Source organism: Streptomyces macrolidinus (genome assembly GCF_023887685.1).
GTDB classification, from domain to species: domain Bacteria; phylum Actinomycetota; class Actinomycetes; order Streptomycetales; family Streptomycetaceae; genus Streptomyces; species Streptomyces macrolidinus.
Genome location: NZ_JAMWMR010000029.1, coordinates 1 through 23731, shown reverse-complemented (window position 1 = coordinate 23731; position 23731 = coordinate 1). Strand labels below are relative to the sequence as shown.

22 protein-coding genes and 2 pseudogenes are annotated in these 23731 nt (G+C 69.2%); 13 read left to right on the top strand and 11 right to left on the bottom strand.

The genetic code is table 11. From position 1 onward, the window contains the following. Window positions 1-155: 155 nt before the first annotated feature. Window positions 156-929 carry a DUF6960 family protein gene (locus NGF19_RS25355; RefSeq protein WP_252427706.1) on the top strand — a complete coding sequence of 258 codons (774 nt, stop codon included), beginning with the start codon at window positions 156-158 and terminating at the stop codon, window positions 927-929. Between the two features lie 317 nt (window positions 930-1246). Next, window positions 1247-1663 carry a GNAT family N-acetyltransferase gene (locus NGF19_RS25350; protein WP_252427704.1) on the top strand — a complete coding sequence of 139 codons (417 nt, stop codon included), beginning with the start codon at window positions 1247-1249 and terminating at the stop codon, window positions 1661-1663. Window positions 1664-1727: 64 nt separating this feature from the next. On the opposite strand, the gene NGF19_RS25345 is transcribed toward NGF19_RS25350, so the two are convergent. Next, window positions 1728-2300 (bottom strand): hypothetical protein, encoded by a 573-nt coding sequence (locus tag NGF19_RS25345; RefSeq protein WP_252427702.1) that lies wholly within the window; start codon window positions 2298-2300, stop codon window positions 1728-1730. Window positions 2301-2878: 578 nt separating this feature from the next. Further along, window positions 2879-3868, bottom strand: coding sequence for a helix-turn-helix transcriptional regulator (locus NGF19_RS25340; protein WP_252427700.1), 990 nt, complete (start codon window positions 3866-3868; stop codon window positions 2879-2881). A gap of 93 nt (window positions 3869-3961) precedes the next feature. Between NGF19_RS25340 and NGF19_RS25335 the strand changes: the two genes are divergently transcribed. Further along, entirely contained in the window at window positions 3962-4360 is a 399-nt protein-coding gene (locus tag NGF19_RS25335; protein WP_252427699.1) for a VOC family protein, read from the top strand. A 120-nt stretch (window positions 4361-4480) separates the two neighbouring features. Here the strand turns inward: NGF19_RS25335 and NGF19_RS25330 are convergent, their stop codons facing one another. Next, window positions 4481-5458 carry an RNA ligase family protein gene (locus tag NGF19_RS25330; protein ID WP_252427697.1) on the bottom strand — a complete coding sequence of 326 codons (978 nt, stop codon included), beginning with the start codon at window positions 5456-5458 and terminating at the stop codon, window positions 4481-4483. A 361-nt stretch (window positions 5459-5819) separates the two neighbouring features. On the opposite strand from NGF19_RS25330, the gene NGF19_RS25325 reads away from it, so the two are divergent. Beyond that, on the top strand, window positions 5820-7367 hold the full coding sequence (locus NGF19_RS25325; RefSeq protein WP_252427696.1) for an FMN-binding glutamate synthase family protein: 1548 nt from the start codon (window positions 5820-5822) through the stop codon (window positions 7365-7367). A gap of 99 nt (window positions 7368-7466) precedes the next feature. On the opposite strand, the gene NGF19_RS25320 is transcribed toward NGF19_RS25325, so the two are convergent. Then, complete coding sequence (locus NGF19_RS25320; RefSeq protein ID WP_252427694.1) at window positions 7467-8822, bottom strand: tetratricopeptide repeat protein; 1356 nt, start codon at window positions 8820-8822, stop codon at window positions 7467-7469. Between the two features lie 499 nt (window positions 8823-9321). On the opposite strand from NGF19_RS25320, the gene NGF19_RS25315 reads away from it, so the two are divergent. From NGF19_RS25315 to NGF19_RS25295, 5 genes are all read left to right on the top strand, one after another. After that, the gene (locus NGF19_RS25315; protein ID WP_252427692.1) at window positions 9322-11139 is read left to right on the top strand and encodes a sensor histidine kinase; all 1818 of its coding nucleotides are present in this window, start codon (window positions 9322-9324) and stop codon (window positions 11137-11139) included. Window positions 11140-11260: 121 nt separating this feature from the next. After that, on the top strand, window positions 11261-11680 hold the full coding sequence (locus NGF19_RS25310) for a roadblock/LC7 domain-containing protein (RefSeq protein ID WP_252427691.1): 420 nt from the start codon (window positions 11261-11263) through the stop codon (window positions 11678-11680). Then, complete coding sequence (locus NGF19_RS25305; RefSeq protein WP_252427690.1) at window positions 11677-12033, top strand: DUF742 domain-containing protein; 357 nt, start codon at window positions 11677-11679, stop codon at window positions 12031-12033. Before NGF19_RS25310 ends, NGF19_RS25305 begins: the two co-directional genes overlap by 4 nt. Further along, window positions 12014-12631, top strand: coding sequence for a GTP-binding protein (locus tag NGF19_RS25300; protein WP_252427689.1), 618 nt, complete (start codon window positions 12014-12016; stop codon window positions 12629-12631). The genes NGF19_RS25305 and NGF19_RS25300 overlap by 20 nt, the downstream gene beginning before the upstream one ends. Further along, window positions 12628-13884 (top strand): cytochrome P450, encoded by a 1257-nt coding sequence (locus tag NGF19_RS25295; protein WP_252427688.1) that lies wholly within the window; start codon window positions 12628-12630, stop codon window positions 13882-13884. Before NGF19_RS25300 ends, NGF19_RS25295 begins: the two co-directional genes overlap by 4 nt. Window positions 13885-14048: 164 nt before the next feature. On the opposite strand, the gene NGF19_RS25290 is transcribed toward NGF19_RS25295, so the two are convergent. From NGF19_RS25290 to NGF19_RS25280, 3 genes are all read right to left on the bottom strand, one after another. Beyond that, entirely contained in the window at window positions 14049-15278 is a 1230-nt protein-coding gene (locus NGF19_RS25290) for a cytochrome P450 (protein WP_252427687.1), read from the bottom strand. 109 nt (window positions 15279-15387) lie between these two features. Further along, a complete protein-coding gene (locus tag NGF19_RS25285) occupies window positions 15388-16218 on the bottom strand; it encodes an ATP-grasp domain-containing protein (RefSeq protein ID WP_252427685.1) in 831 nt (276 codons plus the stop codon). Then, window positions 16215-17168, bottom strand: a complete 954-nt coding sequence (locus NGF19_RS25280; RefSeq protein WP_252427684.1) for an ATP-grasp domain-containing protein — start codon at window positions 17166-17168, stop codon at window positions 16215-16217. Before NGF19_RS25280 ends, NGF19_RS25285 begins: the two co-directional genes overlap by 4 nt. Window positions 17169-17529: 361 nt before the next feature. Between NGF19_RS25280 and coaD the strand changes: the two genes are divergently transcribed. Continuing rightward, window positions 17530-17949: a pantetheine-phosphate adenylyltransferase gene (gene coaD / locus NGF19_RS25275; protein ID WP_308288536.1), complete on the top strand. Its 420-nt coding sequence runs from the start codon at window positions 17530-17532 to the stop codon at window positions 17947-17949. Window positions 17950-18122: 173 nt separating this feature from the next. On the opposite strand, the gene NGF19_RS25270 is transcribed toward coaD, so the two are convergent. Continuing rightward, window positions 18123-18788: a pyridoxamine 5'-phosphate oxidase family protein gene (locus NGF19_RS25270; protein ID WP_252427682.1), complete on the bottom strand. Its 666-nt coding sequence runs from the start codon at window positions 18786-18788 to the stop codon at window positions 18123-18125. A gap of 264 nt (window positions 18789-19052) precedes the next feature. Here NGF19_RS25270 and NGF19_RS25265 point away from each other — a divergent pair, with 264 nt between their 5' ends. Further along, window positions 19053-19649 carry a hypothetical protein gene (locus NGF19_RS25265; RefSeq protein ID WP_252427681.1) on the top strand — a complete coding sequence of 199 codons (597 nt, stop codon included), beginning with the start codon at window positions 19053-19055 and terminating at the stop codon, window positions 19647-19649. Between the two features lie 140 nt (window positions 19650-19789). Here the strand turns inward: NGF19_RS25265 and NGF19_RS25260 are convergent, their stop codons facing one another. Continuing rightward, entirely contained in the window at window positions 19790-20254 is a 465-nt protein-coding gene (locus tag NGF19_RS25260) for a hypothetical protein (protein WP_252427679.1), read from the bottom strand. Window positions 20255-20527: 273 nt separating this feature from the next. Between NGF19_RS25260 and NGF19_RS25255 the strand changes: the two genes are divergently transcribed. Next, window positions 20528-21967, top strand: coding sequence for an ankyrin repeat domain-containing protein (locus NGF19_RS25255; protein WP_252427677.1), 1440 nt, complete (start codon window positions 20528-20530; stop codon window positions 21965-21967). A gap of 112 nt (window positions 21968-22079) precedes the next feature. Here the strand turns inward: NGF19_RS25255 and NGF19_RS25250 are convergent. Beyond that, a pseudogene (locus tag NGF19_RS25250) lies at window positions 22080-22254 on the bottom strand (IS5/IS1182 family transposase); the annotation flags it as partial. A 115-nt stretch (window positions 22255-22369) separates the two neighbouring features. Between NGF19_RS25250 and NGF19_RS25245 the strand changes: the two are divergent. Continuing rightward, a pseudogene (locus NGF19_RS25245) lies at window positions 22370-23245 on the top strand (IS5 family transposase). A gap of 22 nt (window positions 23246-23267) precedes the next feature. Here the strand turns inward: NGF19_RS25245 and NGF19_RS25240 are convergent. Then, on the bottom strand, window positions 23268-23690 hold the full coding sequence (locus tag NGF19_RS25240) for a hypothetical protein (RefSeq protein WP_252427676.1): 423 nt from the start codon (window positions 23688-23690) through the stop codon (window positions 23268-23270). Between the last annotated feature and the right edge of the window lie 41 nt (window positions 23691-23731).

The following is a 23731-nucleotide window of genomic DNA, read 5'->3' as shown; positions in this document are numbered from 1 at the left end:
GTTCGAGGCGGAGGGTGGCGCGTACGCGGTCGACTGCGGAGGGCCTCAGGACCCGCGGACAGGACGGCGACGGTTCCGTCCGATCACCTACACTCCAGACAGCCGACAAGCTCCAGCGCGACGAACGAGGTGGAAACATCGACGTCCATGACCTGATGTCGCTGCCGAGCCGCCAGAGGTACCGGTTGCTCGGCGACCGGATGCACGCCTTCCGGCTCTGGGCCTACGAGGACCTCTTCGCGGAGGTGTTCGCCGAAGCCATCGACCTCCTCCATGAACGCCAGGAGCAGCACTTCGATCCGCAGAGGCTCGATGTGCAGCGGTTCGTCGATCACACGTACATCAACTTGATCACCAGGCCTGGTGACTTGGTCTCCCTGTGTCGGCGCATCCCCGAGCATCTGCGCCTGCATGTGGTCGAGACCTACGTCCGTCATCCTCTGGCCCGGTACGAGGTTCTGGCCGCGATGGGCGGATCGGACGAGGTGTACCGAGAGCTTCCCTCGGGAGGCTGGACCGAGATACCGATGTACATGTACGGCTCTGCCCGGCTCGACCAGGAGCAGGGCCGCCGCTTCGACCTCCATGACCTGCTTCCCTGCGGAGCCGTCCACGACGCGTCAGCCGCCGGTTCGCTGCTGAGGGCAGCCCTGGACGGGGACCGGCTCACCGACCAGGCTCGCGCAGCCGTACTGGCCGGCGACGGTGCCAAGCTCCCGGCACCCGAGTTCCAACACGGCCAGCGCGTCCACGTCGTGGTCAACGACCGTAACCACACGCCTCATCGAGGCACCGTCGGCGAGAAGGTATGGCACTACAGGGATCAGCGGTGGTACTTCTTCCTCCGCGACGAGTCCGGTCGCAAGATCAGGAAGCGCTACTCCGCGGCCGACTTGGAGGTCTGTCCGGTCGAATCTGCGGGTATCTGAATCAGTCCGCCGCGAGGTGGAAGGGTCTTCCTGCTGCTGCTGCTGCTGCTGCTGCTGCTGACGGCGGTGATGGCCTGGTGTCTCGAACACGGCTGGAATTCCCAGGGCGACAGACCAGTCGCGTCGGAGCCGTGCATACGGCGCGGCCGACCTCGCGTCAACTCGGCTCACCGGACGCCTGGATGGCCCATCCCAAGGGGTCGCCGCATGCTCGTAAATCGCTTTCGCCTCTGTCGGTTCGGCCTGCGAGAGTGTGGTCATGAGTGATGTCGTGATCCGTCGAGCCGGGCTTGACGACGTCGCCTGCGCCGGCGGCCATGCGCTGGCAGTTCAAGGTGGAGGAGGACGGTGACGAAGTTCCGCGGGACGAGGCGGAGTTCACCACGGAATGCGCGCGGTGGCTGCGTGCCCGGATGGCCGGGCCGTGGCGTGTCTGGCTCGAGGAAGTGGGCGGGCGTGCGTGTGGCCACGTGTTCGTGTGCCTTGTGGAGAAGGTTCCGAGCCCTTACCCGGGCTCCGATGCCCTCGGCTACGTGACGAACTCCTACGTCACCCCGGAACAGCGCAATCGCGGCCTGGGCAGAGCCCTGCTCTACGAAGTGAGCAGCTATGCGCACGCTCACCACCTGGACACGTTGATCGTGTGGCCGTCCGAACGAAGTACGCCGCTCCACCGGCGCTGCGGCTTCGACGGACCGGGCGAACTCCTCGAACAGCCCGTGGCGCCTAGCTGAGCGAACCCCGTACGACCGCCGTTCGAGGCCGCATTGCTCTCTGCGCGAGCCGACTGGGGCGGGCTCAGCAGTCGTAGCGGTGGGTGTACGGGGTGTCGGGGCAGACGCGGCAGATGAAGAAGTACATGCCGCCGAGGTCGCCCAGGCACATGTCGTGCCCGAACGTGTCGAGGGTGGCGCGGTTCGCCTCGGCCTGCCAGGACGGCACTGCGGCACCGTCCTGGCGTGGGTCCCGGTCGTCCAAGGGGAGCCAGCGGCCCATGCCCGGTTCTGTGGCGGTGACGCTGAGCAGGTGTTCCATGCGGGTGCCGCAGCCCGTGCAGTCGGGCCAGTCGGGCGGCTGGGTCCACCCCGGATAGCCGCCTACCTTGCTCTGCTGCGTGGTGGCCACCTCGTAGTAGTCGTAGCCCCGTTCCTCCTTCAGGGCCTCGAACCGTTCGTCGAGCAGTTCGCCGAGTTCCTCCGACAGGTCCCAGTTGGGGTATTCCACCGCCGGTGTGGGGGACACCGTGCACGGGCGGGGCAGGTAGTCCTCCTCCGCTGTGTGCGGGCGGGGCGGTCGTTCGGTAGCGGCGGCGGCCATCAGGGTCGAACTGCGCCAGTGGAGCCGGGGGTTGGCCGCGTACTCATCGTCCATGTGAACGAGCGGGCACCACAGGATCTGCAACAGGTCGGTACCGGCGGGGAATTCGAGGCCGGGCACATCCCGCGCGTACAGCTGGACCCACGGGAACCATCGCGACCGGCTCGGGCCCGACGGGCGCGCTGAGCGGCTTGTAGTGGTCCGGTTCGGCGCACAGCGGCCAGGGCTCGTCGGCCGGCCACAGCAGTGGTCCGCCGATGGAGCTGTCACCTGGGCCCGGCTGCCCGGCCCGGGGGTAGAGCAGCGTGACCTCGCGGGCCGTACCCGCCAGCTCCGGAAAGACCGCCTCGACCTCGAACGGGATCGGCGCCAGGGGGCGCGGCCCGGTCGACCGGGCGTGAGCGGTGTCCTGCTGTGTGTGCCCCTGACGGCATGGGGTCTCCTGTTGCTGGTCGTACGCCGCCGACCCTAGCCCCCGCGTCCGACAACCGACGCGCCCATGTCTTCGCTGTGAACGAGGGGTTCGCGCCGCCCCGCTTGCGTCGTCGCTGGCGGCACGGCTGAATGTGCCGGAGGGCAAGCGGGTCTCGGAGCCGGAGCGGCTGTCATCTCGTGACATGGGCTCCTCGCTGTCAGGCTCGGCGGGCACGGGACGTGAGGCGGTCGGCGAACGCGATGACGAGGTCGCGGAGTTCATCGGGGCGCTCGATGACGAACGGCCGGTCGAGAGCGGCGAGTACCGGAGGCAACCAGTCGAGCCGCTCGGCCCGCAGCTCGACGCGCAGCCATCGCTCGGTCGCCTGGTCCTCCTCGGCCGCGGACTCGTACTCCTCCAGCCTCGCGACGCCGGCCGGGAGATGGGCGCGGATCTGCTCTACTGTCCCGTGGATCCGTAGGGTCACCTCGTGCCGGTACTCGGCCGTGGCGAATCCTGACAACACGCGCTGTGCCGGAGCGGGACCCACGGGCGCTTCGAACGAACCGGGCAGGGTCCGCGCGTCCGCGATGCGATCGAGCCGGAAGGTTCGGTCCTCGCCGACCTCGGTGTCCTTGCCCGTGACGTACCACCGGCCCGCATGGGCGACGATCCCGTACGCGTGCAGCGTGCGCTCGCTGCGCCGTCCGTCACGGTCGGTGTAGCGGATCGAGACCGGCCGGCGGTGGCGCACCGCATCGGCGATCGGAAGCAGGACCCCGGCGTCCGGCGCGTCGAACTCGCCGGGCTGATCCGTGAAGGCGAGAGCTTCCAGCAGCGCGTCGAGCCGACGGGCGACGTGCTGGGGCAGCACCCGCCGGATCTTCGCCGACGCCGTCTCGCTCGCCGTGCGCTCCGCCGTCGTCAGCCCCGCTCGGCGGCCGGCGACCAGGCCGAGCAGCACGGCCAGCGCCTCGTCGTCGCTGAGCATGAGCGGGGGCAAGCGGTACCCGGGAGCCAGCCGGTACCCGCCGTAGCGGCCACGCACCGACTCCACGGGCACGTCCAGATCGATCAGATGGTCCACATACCGCCGTACGGTGCGCCCTTCGACGCCGAGCCGGTCGGCGAGTTCGGCCACGGTCCGGGTGCCGCCCGACTGCAGCAGTTCCAGGAGTGTCAGCACGCGGCCGGTGGGTCGAGGCACATCCGCAGCCTAGCGCGAATACAGGACCGATTCTGTCCACTATTCCTCCTAGCCTGCGACGTGCACACCTTCAGCACGGCCAAGGAGATTCCCATGGACTTCGTCTCGATCCGCATCATCACCAGCGACGTGGCGCGCCTCGTCGACTTCTACGAGCGAGCCACAGGGGCGCGGGCGACGTGGGCCACCGAGGACTTCGCCGAACTCAAGACCACGGGCGCCACCCTCGCGATCGCCGGCACCCGCACCGTCCCGCTGTTCGCCCCGGGCTCTGCCCGCCCGGCGGACAACCACAGTGTGATCACCGAGTTCCTCGTCGACGACGTGGACCGCGTCCACCAGAACCTGACCAGTTTCGTCACCGACTTCGTCACCGAGCCCACCACGATGCCCTGGGGCAACCGGTCGCTGCTGTTCCGCGACCCTGACGGCAACCTCGTCAACTTCTTCACCCCCGTCACCCCGGCGGCCATCGAGAAGTTCGCACGCTGACGCCACGCACGGCCGCGCGCACGGGAGCCCGAGATCCCGGGGCTCCCGGTGAACGTGGCCGCCGAGTCCAGGAGTTGCCACCAGCCCCGCCCGCGCCCCCGAGGCGACTGCTTGCTGTCGTCACCGCGTACCTTCCTTGCCTCTCCTGGAGGGAACGCGGTCCTTGGCGTCGAACACCGCCAGGGACCGTGCTCCCTGGAGAAGCGCTTGCTCCAGAGAGCGCAAGAGCGCATCCTCCAGGCCTCCCAACGCTTCGGCGAGGTCTTCCGCAACATCCCGGGTGATCTCCTCGGCCACGGCATCCACCGGAGCGCGGGGGCCCAGCTTGCTGACTACGGCCGCGGCGCGAGCGGGCGTGAGGAGTGCCGAGGCATGGGCCAGGAGCCAGGAGGGAACTCCGGCGGCTCCCTGCGGTGGTGGTAAGTAGGGACGTGCTCCGTCGAACCGCTCGTCCTCCGCGAAAGCCCGCTGCTTCACCTTGGCCACCGGGCGCATGCCCGTGTCTGTGGAACCCGCCTCCAGCCACTCACCGGCCGGTTTGAGGACGTAGCCTTCGGCGAGATCGTCCGCCAGTTCGGGCAGCCCGAAGAGAGCCGGAACTCTTGTAGGGAAAGCACAAGGCAGCTCCTGGAGCTTGTTCAACGCGCCGTACCCGAGTACGGGAGGGCAGATGAGCCCTGCGCTCGCCGCGGCTTCGCGCACAGCACGGTCGGAGATCCAGCAGCGTCCCTCGGCCTTCTCGACCGACGCGTCGAACGGCAGCCAGTGCAGGCCCGGCGCGTACCACACGCCCGTCTGGACCGGCTCGGCCCCGGCAACAGCGGGAACATCCGGGTGCGGGTAGCGTCCACCGGCCAACTCACCGTAGATCGTCACCACCGCGGAGTCACCCCGCACACCGCGCAGTGCGGAGGCGAAGCGGGCCGCCGCCACCGACACCACCGGCCAGATTCGGCTCACGCCGAAGAAGCCGTCCAGCGCGTCGTCGTCCAACGGCTCACGCCGCTTCGCCGGATGAACCCCCGTGCCGTCACACACCACCGCGAAGTGCGCTCCGTGCACCTTCTCCACCGCGACCCACTCCCGGACCCCGGACACACCAAGCCCTCCTCTCGCGGAGGCCGCGGAGACCGCGGGGACCTTGGGATACGGCCGCAGCCCGGAACCCGTAGACGCAGCATCCAACATGAGCAGGATCATCGCTCCGCGTCGCACCGCGGGCAACCGGGATTCCCGTGACGCCTCCGGAGGATCAACAATCCGGGGCCGGTCCAACTGCCCGATCGCCCTCGCCCCGCCACCCCTCCCCGCGGGCCTCTAATATCATTGCGCGTTCTCCGGCGAACGATGACACCCGCTGATCATGTCCGCCGCCCAACGCCCAACGCCCAACGCCCGACACGGCACGACGACGTCCACCGCCTGGCGATGGAGTCGAGCATCGAGGAGAGGACCGTACATGCGCGCCCGGAGCATCGCCACGGCCACCGCAACAGCACTGGCGCTGGTGGCCGCCCGTGACCTTGTCCAGAAGAAGCACGCGTTGCTCCGGAACTTCCCGGTGATCGGGCACGCCCGGTACCTGCTGGAGATGGTCGGCCCGGAGCTGCGGCAGTACATCGTGACCTCCAACGACGAGGAACGGCCGTTCAGCCGTGACCAGCGCACCTGGATCTACGCGTCGGCGAAGGGGGAGAACAACTACTTCGGCTTCGGAACCGACAACGACGTCGAGCACATGCAGGGGCACGCCTACCTGAAGCAGCGCACCTTCGCCACCGACGTCCTGCCTGACATGCACGACCCGCAGGCCCCGCTGCCCTCGGCGAAGGTGCTGGGCGGGCCGCGCGGGCGCGCCAAGGCCTTCCGGCCGGCAAGTGTGGTGAACATCTCGGCGATGAGCTTCGGATCGCTCTCCGGTGCGGCGATCACGGCGCTCAACAAGGGCGCGGCGCTGGCCGGCACGATGCACAACACGGGCGAGGGCGGCCTCTCGCCGTACCACCGCAACGGTGGTGACCTCGTTCTCCAGATCGGTACGTCGTACTTCGGCTGCCGCAACGAGGACGGCACCTTCAACCTCGACAAGCTCAAGGACGTGGTCGCCGGAGCTCCGGTCAAGGCGATAGAGATCAAGCTCTCGCAGGGCGCCAAGCCGGGTCTGGGCGGGATGCTGCCGGGCGCGAAGGTGACCCCGGAGATCGCCGAGATCCGCGGCATCCCGGTCGGCGAGGACTGCGCCTCCCCGTCACGGCACACCGCGTTCAGCGACGTCGACTCGATGCTCGACTTCGTCGAACTGCTCGCCACCGAGACCGGTCTGCCGGTCGGGATCAAGAGCGCGGTGGGGGAGATGGGCTTCTGGCAGGAGCTGGCCACGCTGATGTCGCGTGGTGACCGTGGCGTCGACTTCGTGACCATCGACGGCGGCGAGGGCGGCACCGGGGCGGCGCCGCTGATCTTCAGCGACTCGGTGTCGCTGCCCTTCCGGATGGGCTTCTCCCGGGTCTACGGCACCTTCGCCGAGCTGGGACTGACCGACGACCTGACCTTCATCGCCTCCGGCAAGCTGGGCCTGCCCGAGAACGCCGCGGTCGCCTTCGCGCTGGGCGCCGACATGATCAACGTGGCCCGTGAGGCGATGCTGTCGATCGGCTGCATCCAGTCCCAGAAGTGCCACACCGACAAGTGCCCCACCGGCATCGCCACCCAGAACCCGTGGCTGGCCCGCGGCCTCGACCCGGCCTCGAAGGCCACCCGGGCCGCTGTCTACCTGCGCACCCTGCGCATGGAGCTGATGAAGGTCTCGGCGGCTGTCGGTGTCGCCCACCCGGCACTCATCACCGCCGACGACATCGAGATCATGAACGGCGACTACGAAGCCCGCACGCTGGCCAGCGTCTACGGCTACAAGGACGGCTGGGGCCGACTCGGCCCGCACCTCGCGGACGAGATCACCGCGCTTCTCGCCACCAAGCCGACCTCCGTACGGAAGCCGGCCGTCTGACGCGCGCTGACACCGCCGACAGCGACGAGTACCGCGCTCACCCGACCGAGTACTGCGCACGGCAGGTTGTCCGGCCCACGGGTCGTGCCGGGCAGGACCTCAGAACGGGGGTTCGTCGTGCCAGGAGCCGACCGGTTCCCCGGCGGGAGGGCGCGGACTGGTCTGCTGGAGGACGGCCAGGGCGTCGTCGACGCGGCCGAGGCTGATCAGACGGTCGGCGAGGTCGTGGCGGTTGGCCGGGGAGTGCTGTTCGAGGACCGCGACGGCCTCCTCGGTCCGTCCGGCGGCGGCGAGCAGCTCGGCGATGTGCGGCGCCGCGTACGAGGTGGAGCCCTCGGGGTGGGCACGGGCCCGCTCGACCGCTTCGTCGACGCGACCACAAGCAGCCATCAGCGGCAGCCGTATCCAGAACAGGTCCCACGCTTCCTCCCTGCCGCGGCGTGCGGCCAGAGCGTCGAGGTGGGCCAGGCCGTCCTCGGGGCGGTTCTGGTCCATGCACAGGGTGCTCCAGGTATGGAGGATCCAGTCGTCGCCGTTGCGGGCGTCGGCCAGCGCGCGCATCACGTCGATCGCCTCGTCGCCCCGGCCGTGCCGGGCCAGGAGGTGCGCGAGCAGCACCTCCGTGTGGGGCCGGCGGGGAGAAGATCCGTCGGCCTGCCGGTACGCCGCGATCGCGCCTTCCACGTCGCCGCGCTCCTCCAGCAGCTCCGCGAGCCTCTGCACCGCGTGCCCGAGATCGTCTTCCGCCGCGTAGGCACGCAGTTCCGCGATCCTGTCGTGCCGGGCCAGCAGGTCGGCGAGTTGGTCACGGCCGTTGAACGAGCTTTTGTCGCGCGTGCGCAGCAGGGCTGTCGCCTCGTCGACGCGGCCCTGGCGCTCGCGGATCGTGGCGAGCAAGCCGATCGCCAGGTCGGGGTCCAGGGAGCGGCAGCACCACGGAGAGTCGCACCGGTGCTCGGCCGGGATCCGGGCAGCGAGCAGCACGGCGGCCTCCTCGTCGCGGCGGGCGCCCGCGGAGACCTCGACCAAGGCCCTGGCGAGGGACCAGTCGTCCACGTGTGGCCGCAGCAAGGTGAACGCCTCGTCACCGCGGCCGTGGCGGGCGAGCAGCCGGGCGTAGAACTCCAGCGCCACCGGGTGCCCCGCCTCCATCCGGACACGGGTGAGCGCGATCGCTTCCTCGGCCCGGCCCCAGAGCTCCAGCAGCTCGGCGGTGGCCTTGACGGCCGTCCACCAGCCGGTCGCGAGGTACGGGTCCAGCACCGCCGGCGCCTCGGCCTGCCGGCCCCGCTCACCGAGCAGCCGCGCCCACTCCTGTGCGCAGAACCACTCCCCACGGCCGGCCCAGCTCTCCACCACCTCGGCATGGCCGAGTTCGAGAAGCCGGGAGACCAGATGCGGAGGAATACAGCCAGTCTGCGTCCGGGCCCGGTAGTCAAGATCAGTAGCGTCCACGGCGACGCACCCTAGCCCCTGCCTCCGACACCGCACCGCTGAGCGAGGAGCCGGCGTTCATGCCCAGAACGCCCTTCCCGATCGACGCTGCGTGTGCTGCGGCAACTCGCCCGTGAGCCCCGGAAGTTGAGCCGGTTTCGCTTCGACCTGCGTATGTTTGGCTGAAAACAGTTACTGGTGTACGGAGTTGACGTGGAGGCGACGTTCGTCAGGCGTGACATGCCGTCAGTATTGGGTGAGCTGTCCCCGTACGTCACCTGACTGATGCGGCGTCACTCCTCCTATCACAGGCGAACATTCAGCCGGTTGGTTCACGACGAACTCAAGTCGTCGGCGCACTATGCAGTCAGTCAGATCTTCTCGCGCGGCACTGTGGCTAGCATGAACGGGTACCGGGTCGGAAGATCGTCGTCCTCGTGGCGACCCCTTCTCCGACCTGAGGCCGCCGTGCGCCGGCCGGCCCGATTCTTCTGATCTCATGGACCGAGGGACCCGCGGAATGTCAGTGCCTGCACCGCCCAGTCAGCACCGGCCGGCGAAGGCGCCGCGCACCTCGCCGACCACGCCCCTGGCCGTGCTGGTGGTAAGCGCCGCGGCCGGTGGTGGGGCCGTCGCCCTGGCGCCGTCCGGTGCCCGGACCTGGGCGCTGGCCGTGGCGGCGGTCGCCTGGGTGTGCGTGGCCGCCACCGTCGTCGTCAGCCACCAGCTCGTCCAGCGGGCCCGGCGCACGGCCGCCGCGCAGACCTCCGAGACCGGCCAACTCAAGGCGCAGTCGGCGCAGATGCTGGCACAGATCACGAGCCTGGCCAACGTGACACTGCCCGCCGTGGCCCAGCAGCTACGGGACGGCACGAGCGCGGCCGACGTGCTGAGCAGCGTGCCCCTGCCGTCCGACCCGCTGCTGGGCCGGATCGTGCACACCTTCGCCGCCGCCGTCGAGGAAGACGTACGACACGCGGTCGCCCTCGAAGGCGAACGCCAGCAGGCCCGGAGCGAGTTGAACGAGGTGGCCGCCGCACTGGACCAGTTGACGCAGGAGACCCTGCTCGCCGCGGTCGCCCGACTGCGCGAGGGCCAGTCCGCCGACACGGTGCTCGCCGAACTCGACCTGCCGCGGCTGCCGATGGTCCGCATCCCGGCCGAGTCGTTCATCCGCGAACTCGCTCGCAGCGAGCGGCGCGCCGCCGCCGGACAGGCCGCCTCCGCCAAGGCGCTCAGCCGCGTCCAGGCCAAGTCCGTCAGCATGCTCGCCGACCTGCGGGACATGCAGGAACGGCACGGCGAGGAGGTCTTCGGCGACCTGCTGAAGCTGGACCACAGCACCTCTCAACTCGGCCTGATGACCGACCGGCTCGCGCTGCTCATGGGCGGCCGGTCCAGCCGCGCCTGGAACAAGCCGATCGTGATGGAGAGCATCCTGCGCGGTGCCGTCGGCCGCATCGCCGCCTACCAGCGGGTGCGCCTGCACTGCTCCACCACCGCCGCGATCTCCGGCTTCGCCGCCGAAGGCGTCATGCATCTGCTCGCCGAACTGATGGACAACGCCGCGAACTTCTCCCCGCCCATCGACGAGGTGCACGTCTACGTCGAGGACCGCAGCGCCGGGATGGTCGTCACCATCGAGGACAGCGGCCTGAAGATGGCCGACGCGGCCATGCGTCACGCCGAGGAGGCGGTGTCCGGCCGCATGACCGACCTCGCCTCGCTCCAGGGCACCCGGCTCGGCCTCGCCGTGGTCGGACGGCTCGCGGCGAAGTACGGCATCAGCGTCAACTACCGCCCCTCGTCGCGCGGCGGCACCGGCGTCGTCGTCCTGCTGCCCCCGCAACTGCTCGCCCAGCAGCGCGAGTCGGTGTCACGCGCAGCGACCGACCACCCCACCCCCGCCCCCGCACCGGCCCCGGCGCCCGAGCCCACCTCGCGCCCCGGCGTACCGGAGCGGCCCGCCGCCCGGCCGGAGCTGCCCGAGCAGCGACAGCCCCGGCGCGCCACCGACTCCACACCGAACGGCCTGCCCGTCCGCGCGCCCGGCCGCACCATGGCCGAGGCGGAGCGGGAGCGCGAGCAGCGCCGGTCGGTGTCCAGGACGGCGGACGAAGACCGCCCGGAGAGCGGCGCCGGGGAGCAGCGCCCGGCACGCGACGCCGGCGCGCGGTTCGGCGCCTTCCACCGCGGTCGCCGGTCGGCGATCGGCGCGGCCAAGCCGGATGCCCGCTCCGAGGCAGGCGGCATCGCCAAGCCGGACGCCCGGCCCGAGACGGGCGGCACCGCCGAACCGGATGCCCGGCCCGGGTCCGAGCCGCCGGTCGCCCCGTAACGTCGGCCCTCATTCCCGTACGGCGCCCGGGGCGCCTGCGTCCACTACCCGCTCGAGTTCCTGAGATTGGAGGAACGGGCCGGTGACCGGTCAACCGCGCACCACCGTCCCATCACCCCTCATGCAGACCACCGACAACAGCCTCACCTGGCTTCTCCAGAACCTCCTGGAGCGCACCCCCGGCACCCGGCACGCTCTCGCCCTGTCCCGGGACGGCCTGAAGCTGTGCTGGACCGAACACCTGACGCTCGACCAGGCCGACCAACTCGCGGCGATCTGCTCCGGCATCCAGGCCCTCGCCCAAGGCGCGTCCATGGAGTTCGGCGACGGCAGCGGCGGCGTCCGGCAGTCCATGACCGAGTTCCACGGCGGCCTGCTGTTCATCGTGGAGGCCGGTGAGGGAGCACATCTGGCCGTCCTCGCCGAGGAGGACGCCGACCCCGGCGTGGTGGGCCATCAGATGACGGAACTGGTGGAGCAGATCGGCGAGCACCTGCGCGCCGAGCCCCGAGAGCCCGTTCCGGGGAGTGCCGCGTCGTGACACGCAGGCCCGTGGACACAGGTGACCCCGACCGGCTCTACACGGTCACAGCCGGCCGGAGCCACGCCGAGGGCTCCTTCGACCTGGTCACCCTGATCGTCAGTGAGTGCCGGCCCACGGCGGGAATGCAGTCGGAGCACGCCCGGATCCTGGAGCTGTGCGAACACCCCACGGCTGTCGTCGAGATCGCCGCGGAGCTGAAGCTGCCCATCACGGTGGTACGGATCCTGCTCGGCGACCTGCTCGACATGGGCCGCATCACCGCCCGCCACCCGCGCGCGGCGCAGTCCGTCGCCTCGCTCCCCGATTCCGCCCTTCTCAAGGAGGTGCTCCATGGGCTCCGTAACCTCTGAGCTGCCCTCCCACCGCACGCCACTGGACGACGCGGCGGAGACCGGCCTGAAGATCGTCGTCGTGGGCGGTTTCGGTGTCGGCAAGACGACCCTGGTCCGCTCGGTGAGCGAGATCCGGCCGCTGAACACCGAGGAAGTGATGACGCAGGCCGGCGTCGGCGTCGACGAGACCAGCGCGGTCGCGACGAAGACGACCACGACGGTGGCGTTCGACTTCGGGCGGATCACCCTCAACGAACGCATGGTGCTGTACCTGTTCGGCGCGCCGGGCCAGGAACGCTTCTGGTTCCTGTGGGACAGGCTGTTCTCCGGAACGCTGGGTGCCGTGGTGCTCGTGGACACGCGCCGGATGAACGACTCCTGGTACGCGATAGACCGGCTGGAGCACCACGGGACGCCGTTCGTCGTGGCCGTCAACCGGTTCGACGACGACACCCACCGGTACTCCCTGGAGGAGATCCGCCAGGCGCTCGCGCTGCCCGAGCACGTACCGATGCTCGACTGCGACGCGCGGGTCCGGCAGTCCGGCAAGGACGTGCTGGTCACCCTCGTGGACCACCTGTACGAACTGGCGATGGCCCAGGAGGCGACACCATGACCGACCCCTCTGCGGTGCGACCGGCCCCGCCGGGCTGCCCCGCCCACCCCGACGCGGTACGCCTGGCGGGACTCGAGTACCAGCAGACGCCGTCGCAGCTCTATCGCGCGCTGCGCCGCGAACACGGCGCGGTCGCACCGGTGTTGCTCGACGGGGACATCCCGGCCTGGCTGGTGCTCGGCTATTCCGAGGTCACGTACGTGACCGGCCACGACGAGCTGTTCGCGCGGGACTCCCGGCGCTGGAACCAGTGGGAGAACATCCCGGCGGACTGGCCGCTGCTGCCGTACGTCGGCTACCAGCCGTCGGTGCTGTTCACCGAGGGCGACGAGCACCGGCGGCGCGCCGGAGTGATCACTCGGGCACTGGAGGGCGTCGACCAGTTCGAACTGGCGCGCAACTGCCAGGTCATCGCCGACCGGCTGATCGCGGGCTTCGCGGGCAGCGGGCAGGCGGAGCTGATGACCGGATACGTGCACGCCCTGCCGATGCGGGCCGTGGTGCAGATGTGCGGGATGCCGACCTCGGGTGACGACACCCAGCAACTCGTCGAGGACCTGCGGATCTCGCTGGACGCGGCGGAGGGCGACGACCCGGTGGCGGCGTACGGGCGTGTGGGCGAGCGGCTGCGGCAGCTCGTGAAGGACAAGCGGGAACGCCCCGGTCCGGACGTCACCTCGCGCATGCTGCTGGATCCGGCGGGGCTCACGGACGAGGAGATCGTCCAGGACCTGATCTCGGTGATCGCCGCGGCGCAGCAGCCGACCGCGAACTGGATCTGCAACACCCTGCGCCTGCTGCTGACGGACGAGCGGTTCGCGGTGAACGTGTCGGGCGGCCGGCTCAGTGTGGGCGAGGCGCTCAATGAGGCGCTGTGGCTGGACACACCGACGCAGAATTTCATCGGGCGCTGGGCCGTCCGGGACACCCAACTGGGCGGGCGGCAGATCCGTGCGGGCGACTGCCTGGTCCTGGGGCTCGCCGCGGCCAACACCGATCCGCAGATCTGGCCGGAGGGGCACGTGGGCGCGGAGAACGCCGCCCACCTGTCATTCAGCAACGGCGAGCACCGCTGCCCCTACCCGGCACCGCTGCTGGCGGACGTGATGGCGCGGACGGCGGTCGAGACGCTGCTGGAGCGGCTGCCCGACCTGGTGCTGTCGGTGGACCCGGAGACGCTGGCCTGGCGTCCGTCGATCTGGATGCGGGGACTGACGGCGCTGCCGGTGCGGTTCACGCCGGTGGTGCAGTAGGGCGGGTGCCCGACGACCCGGGTGGGGCAGGCGCCCGGTTGCGTGGCAGGGCGCCTCACCCGGGGGTGTGGTGAGGCGGCGCGCACATGGGCCCCTTGACACGGGGCCCATCACCTCGGCGGTGGCGTGCTGGTAGCAGGCGGGTTCAGGCGCGTTCGGGCGGCTCAGGCGGCCGTCACGGGCGTGAACCGTACCGGAAGGCGCTGCGGTCCGCGGGTGAAGACGCCTTCCTCGACCGGGTCGAAGCCGTCGGCGAGGCGCATGTCGGGCATGGCGTCCAGCAGGTGGTTGACGCCGACCTCGACCTCCGCCTTCGCGAGCAGCGCGCCCACACAGAAGTGCCGCCCGAGCGCGAAGGCGAGGTGATCGGCGGCGGCGGAGAAGGCGGTCGTGGTGGTCAGGTCGTCGCGGAAGATGTCGAAGCGGTCGGGGTCTCGGTAGCGGCTCTCGTCGCGGTTGGCGGCGCCTATCAGACAGGTGACGGTGACACCGGCGGGTATGGTGCCGCCGCTGAGCTTCACCTCGGTCGCGGACTGCCGCATGATCATGTGGACGGGCGGGGTGTACCGCAGGGTCTCGGCGAAGGCCCGCGGGATCAGATCCCGGTCCGCGCGGACGGCGGCGAGCTGGTCGGGATGGAGCAGCAGATTCGCGAAGATACTGGCGATCGCCTTGTCGGTGGTCTCGCCACCGGCGGCGAGCAGCAGGCTGCAGAACGCCTTGATGTCCTCGTCGCTCATCCGCACACCGTCCACCTCGGCGGCGCACAACGTGGACAGCAGGTCGTCGCCCAGGTTCTCGCGGCGTTCCTGGATGATCGGCAGCATGTACTCGGCGAACTCGACACGGGTCCGCTCGCCCGCCGCGGCCACCTCGGGGTCACCCGAGAGATTGCCGAGGAAGGCGATGACGGACGTGTACCACCGGTGGAAGCGCGCATGGTCCCCCTTGTCGAGGCCCAGCATGTCGGCGATCACGTTGATCGGGAGACGGGTGGCGAAGTCGTCGACCAGGTCGGCGGAGCCGGAGTCCCGGAAGGCGTCGATGAGTTCGCGCGAGTTGCGCTCGATGACGGGGAGGAACTTCTCCTTGAGGTCCGCGCCCCGGAAGGCGGGCGCGACGAGGGCCCGACGCACGGCGTGCTCACGGCCGCTGAGTTGGAGGATCGTCTTGCCGTGTACGGGCTCGATCTGCCAGTCGTAGTTGTCGGTGGTGAACTCGCCGTCCTTGTCCTTGAAGATGCGTTCGACGTCGTCGTAGCGCGAGATGATGTAACTCTGTGTGGCCTCGTGCCAGATGAGGGGCGCAGAATCACGCATCAGACGGTACGCCGGGTAGGGGTCGGCGGCGAACTCGGGCGAGAGGATGTCGGGCACCTGCTGCGCGGTGGACATGGGGCTCCCTCAAAGTCAGTGATTCAACTACGACACAAGGTAGTTGATCAATGGCTAGCCGAGACAGCCCCCACCACCCTTCTGAGAAGCGGGAGTTGTGGTGCCTTGCCTAGGCGGGAGGGCCGGGCCGGGGGCGTCGCAGTGCCAGGGCTGCCAGTGCCGCCGGCGCGCCCTTCGGCCCGCGGATGCCCGGGAAGGCGTTGATGTCGACGACGACGGGCGCCCCTTCGCGGTCCAGCACGTCGACACCGTAGACATCCAGGCCGAAGACCTCTCCCGTGTCGAGGGCCAGTCGGGTCCAGGACTGCGGCAGATCACGAATCAGTGGCGCGGACTGCGCGCCGCCTGACGGGGCGCCCACGGGTGCGGGGCGCACCCCCGCGAACACCTCACCCGCGATCACCCACAGCTTGTGGTCCCAGCCGCTGTTCGCGACGAACTCCTGCAGGACGACGGGTTCGTCGGACCACTCGACGGCAAGGGCTCGGAGTTCGGCCGGACCGTCGACGCGGGCGACCAGGTCCGCGCGCCGGTTGTGGCGGCTCTTGACCATGATCGGATAGCCGCTCTCCGGCCGCTCCGCTGTGTGGAGGGCTTCGGACAGCGCGTCCAGGGTTCTCGTCCTGGGCATCGGAAGGCCGGCGCCTTCCGCCACGGCGGCCGTCCGGCTTCTGTCCTGGCACAGCTCCGTCGCGGCGGCGGAGTTCACCACCCGGGCTCCGTGTGCCTCGAGGAACCGGGCCAGCACGAGTGCCCGGGGGGTATGGGCCTTGAGGAGGTAGACGTCGGCGAGATCGTCCGGGGTCACCAGTTCCGACGGGGATCCGGTTCCGGCGTCCGGGTTCAGGAACGTCACCCGGTGCTCCGCCTCTATGAGCGCGGAGGAGGTTGCGGCGAGCAGCGGATGGTCCGGCTTGTCGGTCAGCAGGCACACTCTCATGGCTGCGCGGCTCCCGGTACGGCTGCCAGCATGCCCGCCTCGGGGTCGGGGCCAAGGCCGGGGTGCGGATGGGGCAGTCCGTGGGGGATCCGCGGCTGCGTGAGAATGCGCGGAGCAGGGGTGAGTACGTCCGTCCTGGCGGCGCCGCCCGCCCTGGCCAGGTCGAGGACGGCTCCGGCCAACCGGGTTACGGCGTCGGGTACTTGGCGGAAGCTCGGGAAGTCGTTGATGTCGACGATCACGGGGCCGTCGGGGCCGAGCACCACGTCGATGCCGTACAGATCGAGGCCGAAGACCGCGCCCACCTGCGCCGCCACCGCGGCGACTTCGGCGGGCAGGGGGACGGTTCCCTCGTTGAGCGGCCCGTCGGGGTGGAGCGGGGAGCGGCGCAAGGTCGCGTGGAATTCGCCTGCGAGACAGTAGACCTTCAGGTCGGTGCCGGAGTTGGACACGTAGGGCTGCGCGATGAGTTGACCCTCGCCCGCCTGCTCCGTCTCCGCCAGCCGCCCGGGGTCCGACACGAGCCGGACCCCGCGCCCCGAGCTTCCGTCGGCGGGCTTGACCACCAGAGGGAAGAGGTCCTCGGGGACATCTGCGAAGAGCGTGGCCCTGGGTGCCGAATAGGTCACCGGAACCGGCAGCCCGTGCTGGCGCGCGATGACCGATGTGAGGACCTTGTCACGCACCGCGCGGATCGACCGCGCATCGTTCACCGTGGTCAGGCCCACGGCCGCAGCGGCCTCCAGCAGGGTGAGTCCGGGGCCGCCGGACACGGTCTTGAGTACCCAGGCGTCATGGGTCCCCGCCCGCACCTCTTCCGAGATCCGCAGTAGTGAGCCACCGGGGCACACCACGTCCACCTGGTGTCCCCACGACGTCAGTCGCCGGACCACGTCAAGCGGCATGCTGTCATGCCGGTACAGCTCTTCGACGAGGAAGCAGAGCTTCATCCGAATACCCCTCGGTGCCCCATGACTGAGGGCACGACGATGCCTTGCGGTGCTCTTCCGAACACCCCCAAAGGGGCAACGCTACGTCACGCTCAAGTCAAAGCGCTCGCCACCTATGTGACGGCGCTTCAGATGCTCCCATGGTCGGGAGGCCGTGGCCCGGTGTCCTGAGCCGGGCGGGACCGATCTCGGCACGGTTGGTGACGGAACGGTGCGTCAAGAGGCAGAGCAGAACAAGGCGGCCACGCACGGGGCCTGGCTGGGGTCGGCCGGCCAACTGGCAGGCCGAGCGCAACCGTGAGCTGTCCAGTGCTTCACTTGCTTCCCTACCAGGGGTGGTCGTTTGTTACTCTCTCCGATCGTGCGAGCCCTCTTCCCAGGATCCTTCGACCCGGTCACTCAAGGGCATGTGGACGTTCTCCGCCGCGCTGCCCTTCTGTTCGACGAGGTCGTTGTGTGCGTGATGTCCAATTCGAGCAAGGTTGGCCGGTTCCCCGTCGCGGAACGGCTGGACCGGCTCCGCACGGCAGCATCCGGCTTGAGCAACGTCACGGTCGACTCCCACACCGGCGGCCTGCTGGTCGACTACTGCCGCCGAGCCGGGATCGACGTCGTCATCCGCGGAGTCCGTGGCGTTCCTGACCTGGACTACGAGATGCCGATGGCCCGCATGAACCACGAACTGGCCGGAGTCGAAACGTTCTTCATCGCCGCAGACCCTGCCCTGGCCCACATCTCCTCCACGCTCGTCACCGCGATGAGCCGGCAGGACCCTGTCTGAACTGACTGACCTCTGCCTGCGCGTGACGTGTGAGCCGTGCGGCAGTGGTGGCCACAATGGTCCGTGACCGTCGTCAGGACCGTTGCCTGGAGGCCCTGGTCCGCAAATCGGATGCCTTCCCCGGCGCGAGAGGCGCTCCACCAGGCCCGCTCCGTAAGGAAGTTCACTCCGGTTCACTCGTAACGCAGGCGCAGCGACTCCCGTTCGGCCTCTTCGATCTGCTCGACCGTCAGGCCCGGCAGGTCGAGTTGGGCCAGCGTCACTTCGGCGCTGGCCGGCTGCGCGTCGGTGGGCACCCACTCATCCGGCTGCCATGCATGGGCGCGCATGAGCGATTTGGGGCAGTGTGGGTAGGCCTGTTCGACGTGTACGACCAGTGCTGTGACGGGCGGCTTGCCGACGGGTGTGAGCTGTGCGAGCAGCTCCGGGCGGGCCGAGATGCAGGCGCGGCCGTTGATGCGCAGTGTGGTCGGGCGGCCCGGGATGAGGAAGAGCAGGCCGACGCGTCCGGTCTGGAGCACGTTGTGCATGGTGTCGAGTCGCTTGTTGCCGGTCGCGTCGGGGATCACCAGGGTCCGCTCGTCCAGCACGGAGACGAAGCCGGCCGGGCCGCCGCGCGGTGTCACGTCCGCTCTGCCTTCGGCGTCGGCGCTGCCTATGAAGACCAGGGAGGAGCAGCCGATCAGTGCGCGAGTCTGTTCGGTCAGGCGGTCGGTTTCCTTGCGGAGCGAGTTCGGGTTCGGTCGGGGGTAGAGATCGCGTAGCTGGTCCGGGCTGGTGAGGGCGTCCGTCCGGAGGCCGTCGAAGAGCGAGCCGGTGGTCCCCGTGTCGATCATCATGGGGACGACCCTAGAAGACGGCCGGAGCAGCGTGCGGGTCGGTGTGCGGTCTCGCCGAGTTGGCTGTGTTGTCCGGCCTGGCCGCTCCGTGCGGACTTCTCCCACACGCACGGGGTCTTGCCACCGCAGTCCTCGACCGTCTCCTCGGCCGCTGAGAAGTGATCTCCGCCAACAGTCCGACTACCGCTTCAAGAGCCCGCTGGCCTGCTGCCATCGAACGAGAGGGGAAAGATGCGGTACGACAGTGTGGTAGACCATGACCGCATGGATGTCACCGAGTTGCTTGAATCGGCTTCCCTCCTGGTCCCGGAAGAGGCCGCTACCGAGAACGACATCTCGGTGCGAGACGTCTGGGACTACCTGGCCCACGACGAATGGCAGATCGCCCTGAGCCTGCTGGAGGAGTTCGGGGACGGGCAGCCGCTGCCTCTGACGTTCTGGGAGCAGCTTGCCGAGGCGGCTGAGCAGCTCGGCCTCGAACGGAGCGCGGCGTGGTGCCACTGGCGATCCTCCGAGATCCGAAACGGAATGATCCGGGCGGATCTGACGCTCCGTCCGGCCGCGGAGGCGCGACGCAGGACACCGATCTCCGGGCACGGCGTTCTGCGGCCCATGTGGGACATCGGGAACCTCTCACCCACCGGGGGTGTTTCGGTGAGCATCGCTGGACTCTGGGTTGAGGACATGCCCGTCCTGGAGCCGGGCGGCCGAGCCACTGTCCGTCTTGTTCCCCTCACTCCCGCTCACTGGGCGCACGTCGAAACCGGCCAACGGATCAGCATGTACGAGGACCGGACCGTGGCCGGCACAGCAGTCGTACTGGAGGTTCACCTCCCTGTCGCCGCCGCGCCCACGAGATGACGCCGTCCGCTGTCGGGGTACGCCCGGACGTAGCCGGTGAGGTACGGCGATACGTCCCCGCCCTGAAGGTGGTCGTGCGCAGGTCGGGGAGCAGGGGCCACGTGAGTGCTCGACTGCTCGTACCCAAGAAGCCGTCGCTCTCAGCGGACGGTTGCGCCCAGGTAGTCGAGGGCCGCGCGGGCGAACCCCGGTGCGGTACGCGGGCACTGCCAGCGGGCGAGGATCTCGGGCCCGGAAAGGTCCGCGGGTTCGGCCTCCTCGTCCTCGAGTTCGTCCAGACAGGCCTCGAAGAGCAGATCCTCGGGAAACAGATCGTCGAGGGCCTGGTTCGCGGGGGAGCTCAGCACCTCCAGGACGGCGGGTAGGCGCTCGAGCACATCGTCCACAGCGGCCTCGTACGGATGCCGACCGTGAGCGCATGCCCTGCCGTCGTCACCGCGCGCGACCCGTCTCAGTACGGCGACGACCTTGTCCTCGACTCCCGGACCGGGGTTGCCGAAGGCCACGTAGGGGGCGAGTAACAGCAGGCCAAGTGTCCAGAACAGCACGGGATCGCCTTCCGGCCCCGGCGCCGTCGTATCGAGCCGGTGAGCGCAGTCGCGCACCGTCTCGTCCTTGTCCCTGGCGTGGTAGCCGTGCCGGATCTCGTCCCAACTCCTGAACAGCGGGCGTCAGTTGTCGGGCACGGGTATGGCCGTCGGCATTCCTTCGTGCTCCCTTCGCGAGGTCCCGGCTCCGTGGCCATTGGATCACACGGGCGTGCGCCGTCACCAAGGACCGCTACCACACGGCCCGCAGCTCCGCCTGATCGCCCAGGCACGCCGGAAGGCCAACCTCTTACATGCCGCCGTGTCAGTGCTGACTGCCAGACTGCCGGCATGGACTTCGACGAGTTGTTGGAATGCCTTGCGGACGCCGAGTCAGGAAACCTGCGGCCAGAGCTGACCTCCGGGCGGTTCCTGGTCGTGACTTACGTTCCTGGGGGTGGTTCCGGTGCGGCGGAGCTCGCGGAAATCTACGGCGACCCGGCTGAGAGCGCCGACAGGGTAGACGCAGCTGCCGGTGACGAAGAGTGCTGTTCCTTCGGCGTCGTCGGGATCGCCGCGTCCTTCTACGAGGCGCTGGACGTGCTCGGTGAAGAGCTCGGCTGCGACGAAGAGACGCTGGCGGAGCTCGACGAGGAACTCGACCTGGAGGACGACGAGGACGACGAGGACTTCGAGGATGACGAAGGCGGGATGGACGGGCAGGAAGGGCAGGACGATGAGGACGGCCATGCGGACGCGCACCGCGGCAGCGAGAGAGCAGCTGTCCTGACACGCATACGCTCTCCGCGGCGCCGCGCTGTCGCGCACCTGCTGATCGGTGGCTTCGGCCCGATGGACGTCGTGTGGGAGGACTTCGAGGAGGACGTCTACCTGGGTCACGTGGCGGCGCATCTGCCTGGGGCGAGGTTCGTGATGCTCGCCAGTGCCGCCCCGCCGAACCAGGAGCTGGCTTTCGCGATTCTCGAACTTCAGCCTGCCGGCACGCCGGAGGTGGGCGACCGCGCTCTGCTGCTGGCCGCTGCTGCGGGAGATCCGACGGCGCTGTGCACCTTGATCAGCGACGGTGCGGACGTCAACGCCCTCGATGAACATGGCGCGACACCCCTGCACCACGCCGTGGCCGCGTGTGACGTCGAGGCCGTCCACGCGCTGCTGGCGGCGGGTGCCGATCCGCGCGCCCAACTGGCGTTCGGAAACGCGCCACAGTTCGCGGCCGCCGATCGCAAGGGTCGGCCGCACCCCGTCTCCCGGCGGGTCCAAGGCGAGGAGCACTGGACTGTCCTGTGGCCCCTGCTCGATGCGGGCGCGGATATCAACGCCGTCAACACCTCAGGCAAGACCCTGCTGGACCTGGCCATCAGCTCGCAACCGTACCCGGAGGGGGAGGTGCGGCGGCTCGTGAAGCGGGGAGCGGTCAGCCGGGAACTCAGGAACGTGAGCGTGGACTCACTCGTCACACATCTCCCGTACGGTTACGAGGAGGATTTGCGCATACTGAAGAACCAGGCCCGCTTCTTGCTCGACATCGGAGCGCCGTACAGCCATCCTCTGGACGCCTTGCTCGCCGTCACTGGTTACTACGAGCACGAGGTGTCCGGTGACTACCTCGCGGAACTCGTCGACATCATGGTGAACCGGGGAGTGGAGGACCGGCCGGGCACTTACGACAGGACGGCGCGGGAGAGTGCCCAGTTCTGGGTCGATCGAGGCCTGACCCACTACCAGGCGGTGGTGGACAGGCTAGCCACCATGACGGACGACATCGGTTGAGGCGGCAGCCGCCCGCCCGGACGGGTGTGCCAACTTGGCGGTCGCGTGGACAGGCGTGGGCTCATGGTTGGCGGTTCGGGCATTCGCCCCAGCGGTGGCTTGTCCATGCTCGGACGACCCGCCCGTAGGACTCCAACTCGATGTACTCGAGCCGGGCAAAGACACCGAGCGGCATCCACTCGTCGTCGCGGTTGGGTATCGCGGTGGCAGTCACGTGGATGGTTCGGGTGGTACGTCGGCCGCTCGGGCACCAGGACAGCGAATTGGTCCCAGAGCGGTTCGGTCAGTCATGACGGCAGCACAGGCACAGGCCTCCTCAGCGATCACAGAACGTCGCCAAATCCGTGATCACCAACCCCTTTGCCCGTTCTGTGGATCTTGAGCTGTGAATGATCACAGTTCATGGGGCGGGGTGATCTCACGGACGAGCAGTGGGCGGTGTTGGAGCCGTTGCTGTCGAAGGGAATGAAGACGGGGAGGCCGCCCCGTCTGATCTCGACGGCGGTTGATCGACGGCATACGGTTCCGAGTCGCGGACAGGTGTTCCGTGGAGGGACGTCCCCGTCGCGTACGGACCGTGGGGCCGGGTCTACGACCTCTTCCGCCGGTGGCAGCGGAACGGCACCTGGCACCGGATCCTCACCCGGCTCCAGTCCCTGGCTGACGCGAAGGGTGCGATCCCGTGGGACCTGAGAGTCGACTCCACGGTCTGCCGCGCCCACCAGCACGCGGCCGGAGCCCGAAGGCAGGGCGACCTGCAGAAGGAACCGCCGGGCGGTGTCTTCGCCGAGCCCGGAGACCACGGACTGGGACGCTCACACGGCGGATTCACCACCAAGCTGCACCTGGCCGTCGAGCAGGGCCAAAAGCCCATGTCGATCGTGATCACAGCCGGGCAGCGCGGAGACTCGCCGCAGTTCGAACCCGTACTGGGGAAAGTCCGCGTGCCCCGCATCGGACCGGGCCGGCCACGCGTCCGTCCCAATCGGGTGCGTGCTGACAAGGCGTACGCTTCCCGCAAGAACCGCGCTTACCTGCGCCGCCGCGGGATCCGCTGCACCATCCCGGACAAGGCCGCCCAGGCCCGCAACCGCCAGAAGCTCGGCTCCGCGGCGGCCGACCACCACATTTCGCCCCGGCCGACTACCGCAAGTGCCACGCGGTCGAGTACGGGATCAACCGCTCAAGAGACACCGCGCTGTCGCCACGCGATACGACAAGCTCGCGGTCCGCTACGAGGCGACCGTCCTGATCGCCGCTATCAACGAGTGGCTGTGATCGGTATCCGTCGCTAGAGCTCCTAGTCCTGGGCCAGCTCCTCCCAGCGAATGCTGCGCAGCACAAGGTCGGCATCCTTGCCCGACCGGACATCCACGCCGGTCTGGAACCAGATCACGGTGAGAGCGGAACGGTGCAGCACCGGGTCGAGTTCAACGGCGACCGCTGTCGAGCGGAAGGCGCCGATGCAGGCCACGGAAGGCAGCACCTCAACCGGGCCGAAGGCGCCGGCAGTCTGGTCCTGGTACTCGCGGGAGGGAGGAACCAGATGGACAGGCGTGGAGGGAAACGCACGTTCAGCCTGCCGCTGAAGGCTCCTGACCTTCATGTCGTTGATGGGCTTGCACGGGTAGCCCTCCAGCATCCCTCCATAGGTCGAAGACATTCGCAGCTCGGTGAGCTCGATCGAACGTCCGGATGAGAGGGTTATGTGGCTCAGCGACATGCCGACACCCTATGTGCAAGATTCACTTCCGATAAACGGCC

What these genes read in the sequence shown, in the direction of transcription:
- NGF19_RS25335 (WP_252427699.1), top strand. Translation starts at nt 3,962, where the DNA reads ATGGACTTCGTCTCGATCCGCATCATCACCAGCGACGTGGCGCGCCTC.
- NGF19_RS25290 (WP_252427687.1), bottom strand. Translation starts at nt 15,278, where the DNA reads ATGTCCACCGCGCAGCAGGTGCCCGACATCCTCTCGCCCGAGTTCGCC.
- NGF19_RS25315 (WP_252427692.1), top strand. Translation starts at nt 9,322, where the DNA reads ATGTCAGTGCCTGCACCGCCCAGTCAGCACCGGCCGGCGAAGGCGCCG.
- NGF19_RS25285 (WP_252427685.1), bottom strand. Translation starts at nt 16,218, where the DNA reads ATGAGAGTGTGCCTGCTGACCGACAAGCCGGACCATCCGCTGCTCGCC.
- NGF19_RS25295 (WP_252427688.1), top strand. Translation starts at nt 12,628, where the DNA reads ATGACCGACCCCTCTGCGGTGCGACCGGCCCCGCCGGGCTGCCCCGCC.
- NGF19_RS25300 (WP_252427689.1), top strand. Translation starts at nt 12,014, where the DNA reads ATGGGCTCCGTAACCTCTGAGCTGCCCTCCCACCGCACGCCACTGGAC.
- NGF19_RS25265 (WP_252427681.1), top strand. Translation starts at nt 19,053, where the DNA reads ATGGATGTCACCGAGTTGCTTGAATCGGCTTCCCTCCTGGTCCCGGAA.
- NGF19_RS25325 (WP_252427696.1), top strand. Translation starts at nt 5,820, where the DNA reads ATGCGCGCCCGGAGCATCGCCACGGCCACCGCAACAGCACTGGCGCTG.
- NGF19_RS25280 (WP_252427684.1), bottom strand. Translation starts at nt 17,168, where the DNA reads ATGAAGCTCTGCTTCCTCGTCGAAGAGCTGTACCGGCATGACAGCATG.
- NGF19_RS25270 (WP_252427682.1), bottom strand. Translation starts at nt 18,788, where the DNA reads ATGATGATCGACACGGGGACCACCGGCTCGCTCTTCGACGGCCTCCGG.
- NGF19_RS25240 (WP_252427676.1), bottom strand. Translation starts at nt 23,690, where the DNA reads ATGTCGCTGAGCCACATAACCCTCTCATCCGGACGTTCGATCGAGCTC.
- NGF19_RS25345 (WP_252427702.1), bottom strand. Translation starts at nt 2,300, where the DNA reads ATGGACGATGAGTACGCGGCCAACCCCCGGCTCCACTGGCGCAGTTCG.
- NGF19_RS25310 (WP_252427691.1), top strand. Translation starts at nt 11,261, where the DNA reads ATGCAGACCACCGACAACAGCCTCACCTGGCTTCTCCAGAACCTCCTG.
- NGF19_RS25350 (WP_252427704.1), top strand. Translation starts at nt 1,247, where the DNA reads ATGCGCTGGCAGTTCAAGGTGGAGGAGGACGGTGACGAAGTTCCGCGG.
- NGF19_RS25355 (WP_252427706.1), top strand. Translation starts at nt 156, where the DNA reads ATGTCGCTGCCGAGCCGCCAGAGGTACCGGTTGCTCGGCGACCGGATG.
- NGF19_RS25255 (WP_252427677.1), top strand. Translation starts at nt 20,528, where the DNA reads ATGGACTTCGACGAGTTGTTGGAATGCCTTGCGGACGCCGAGTCAGGA.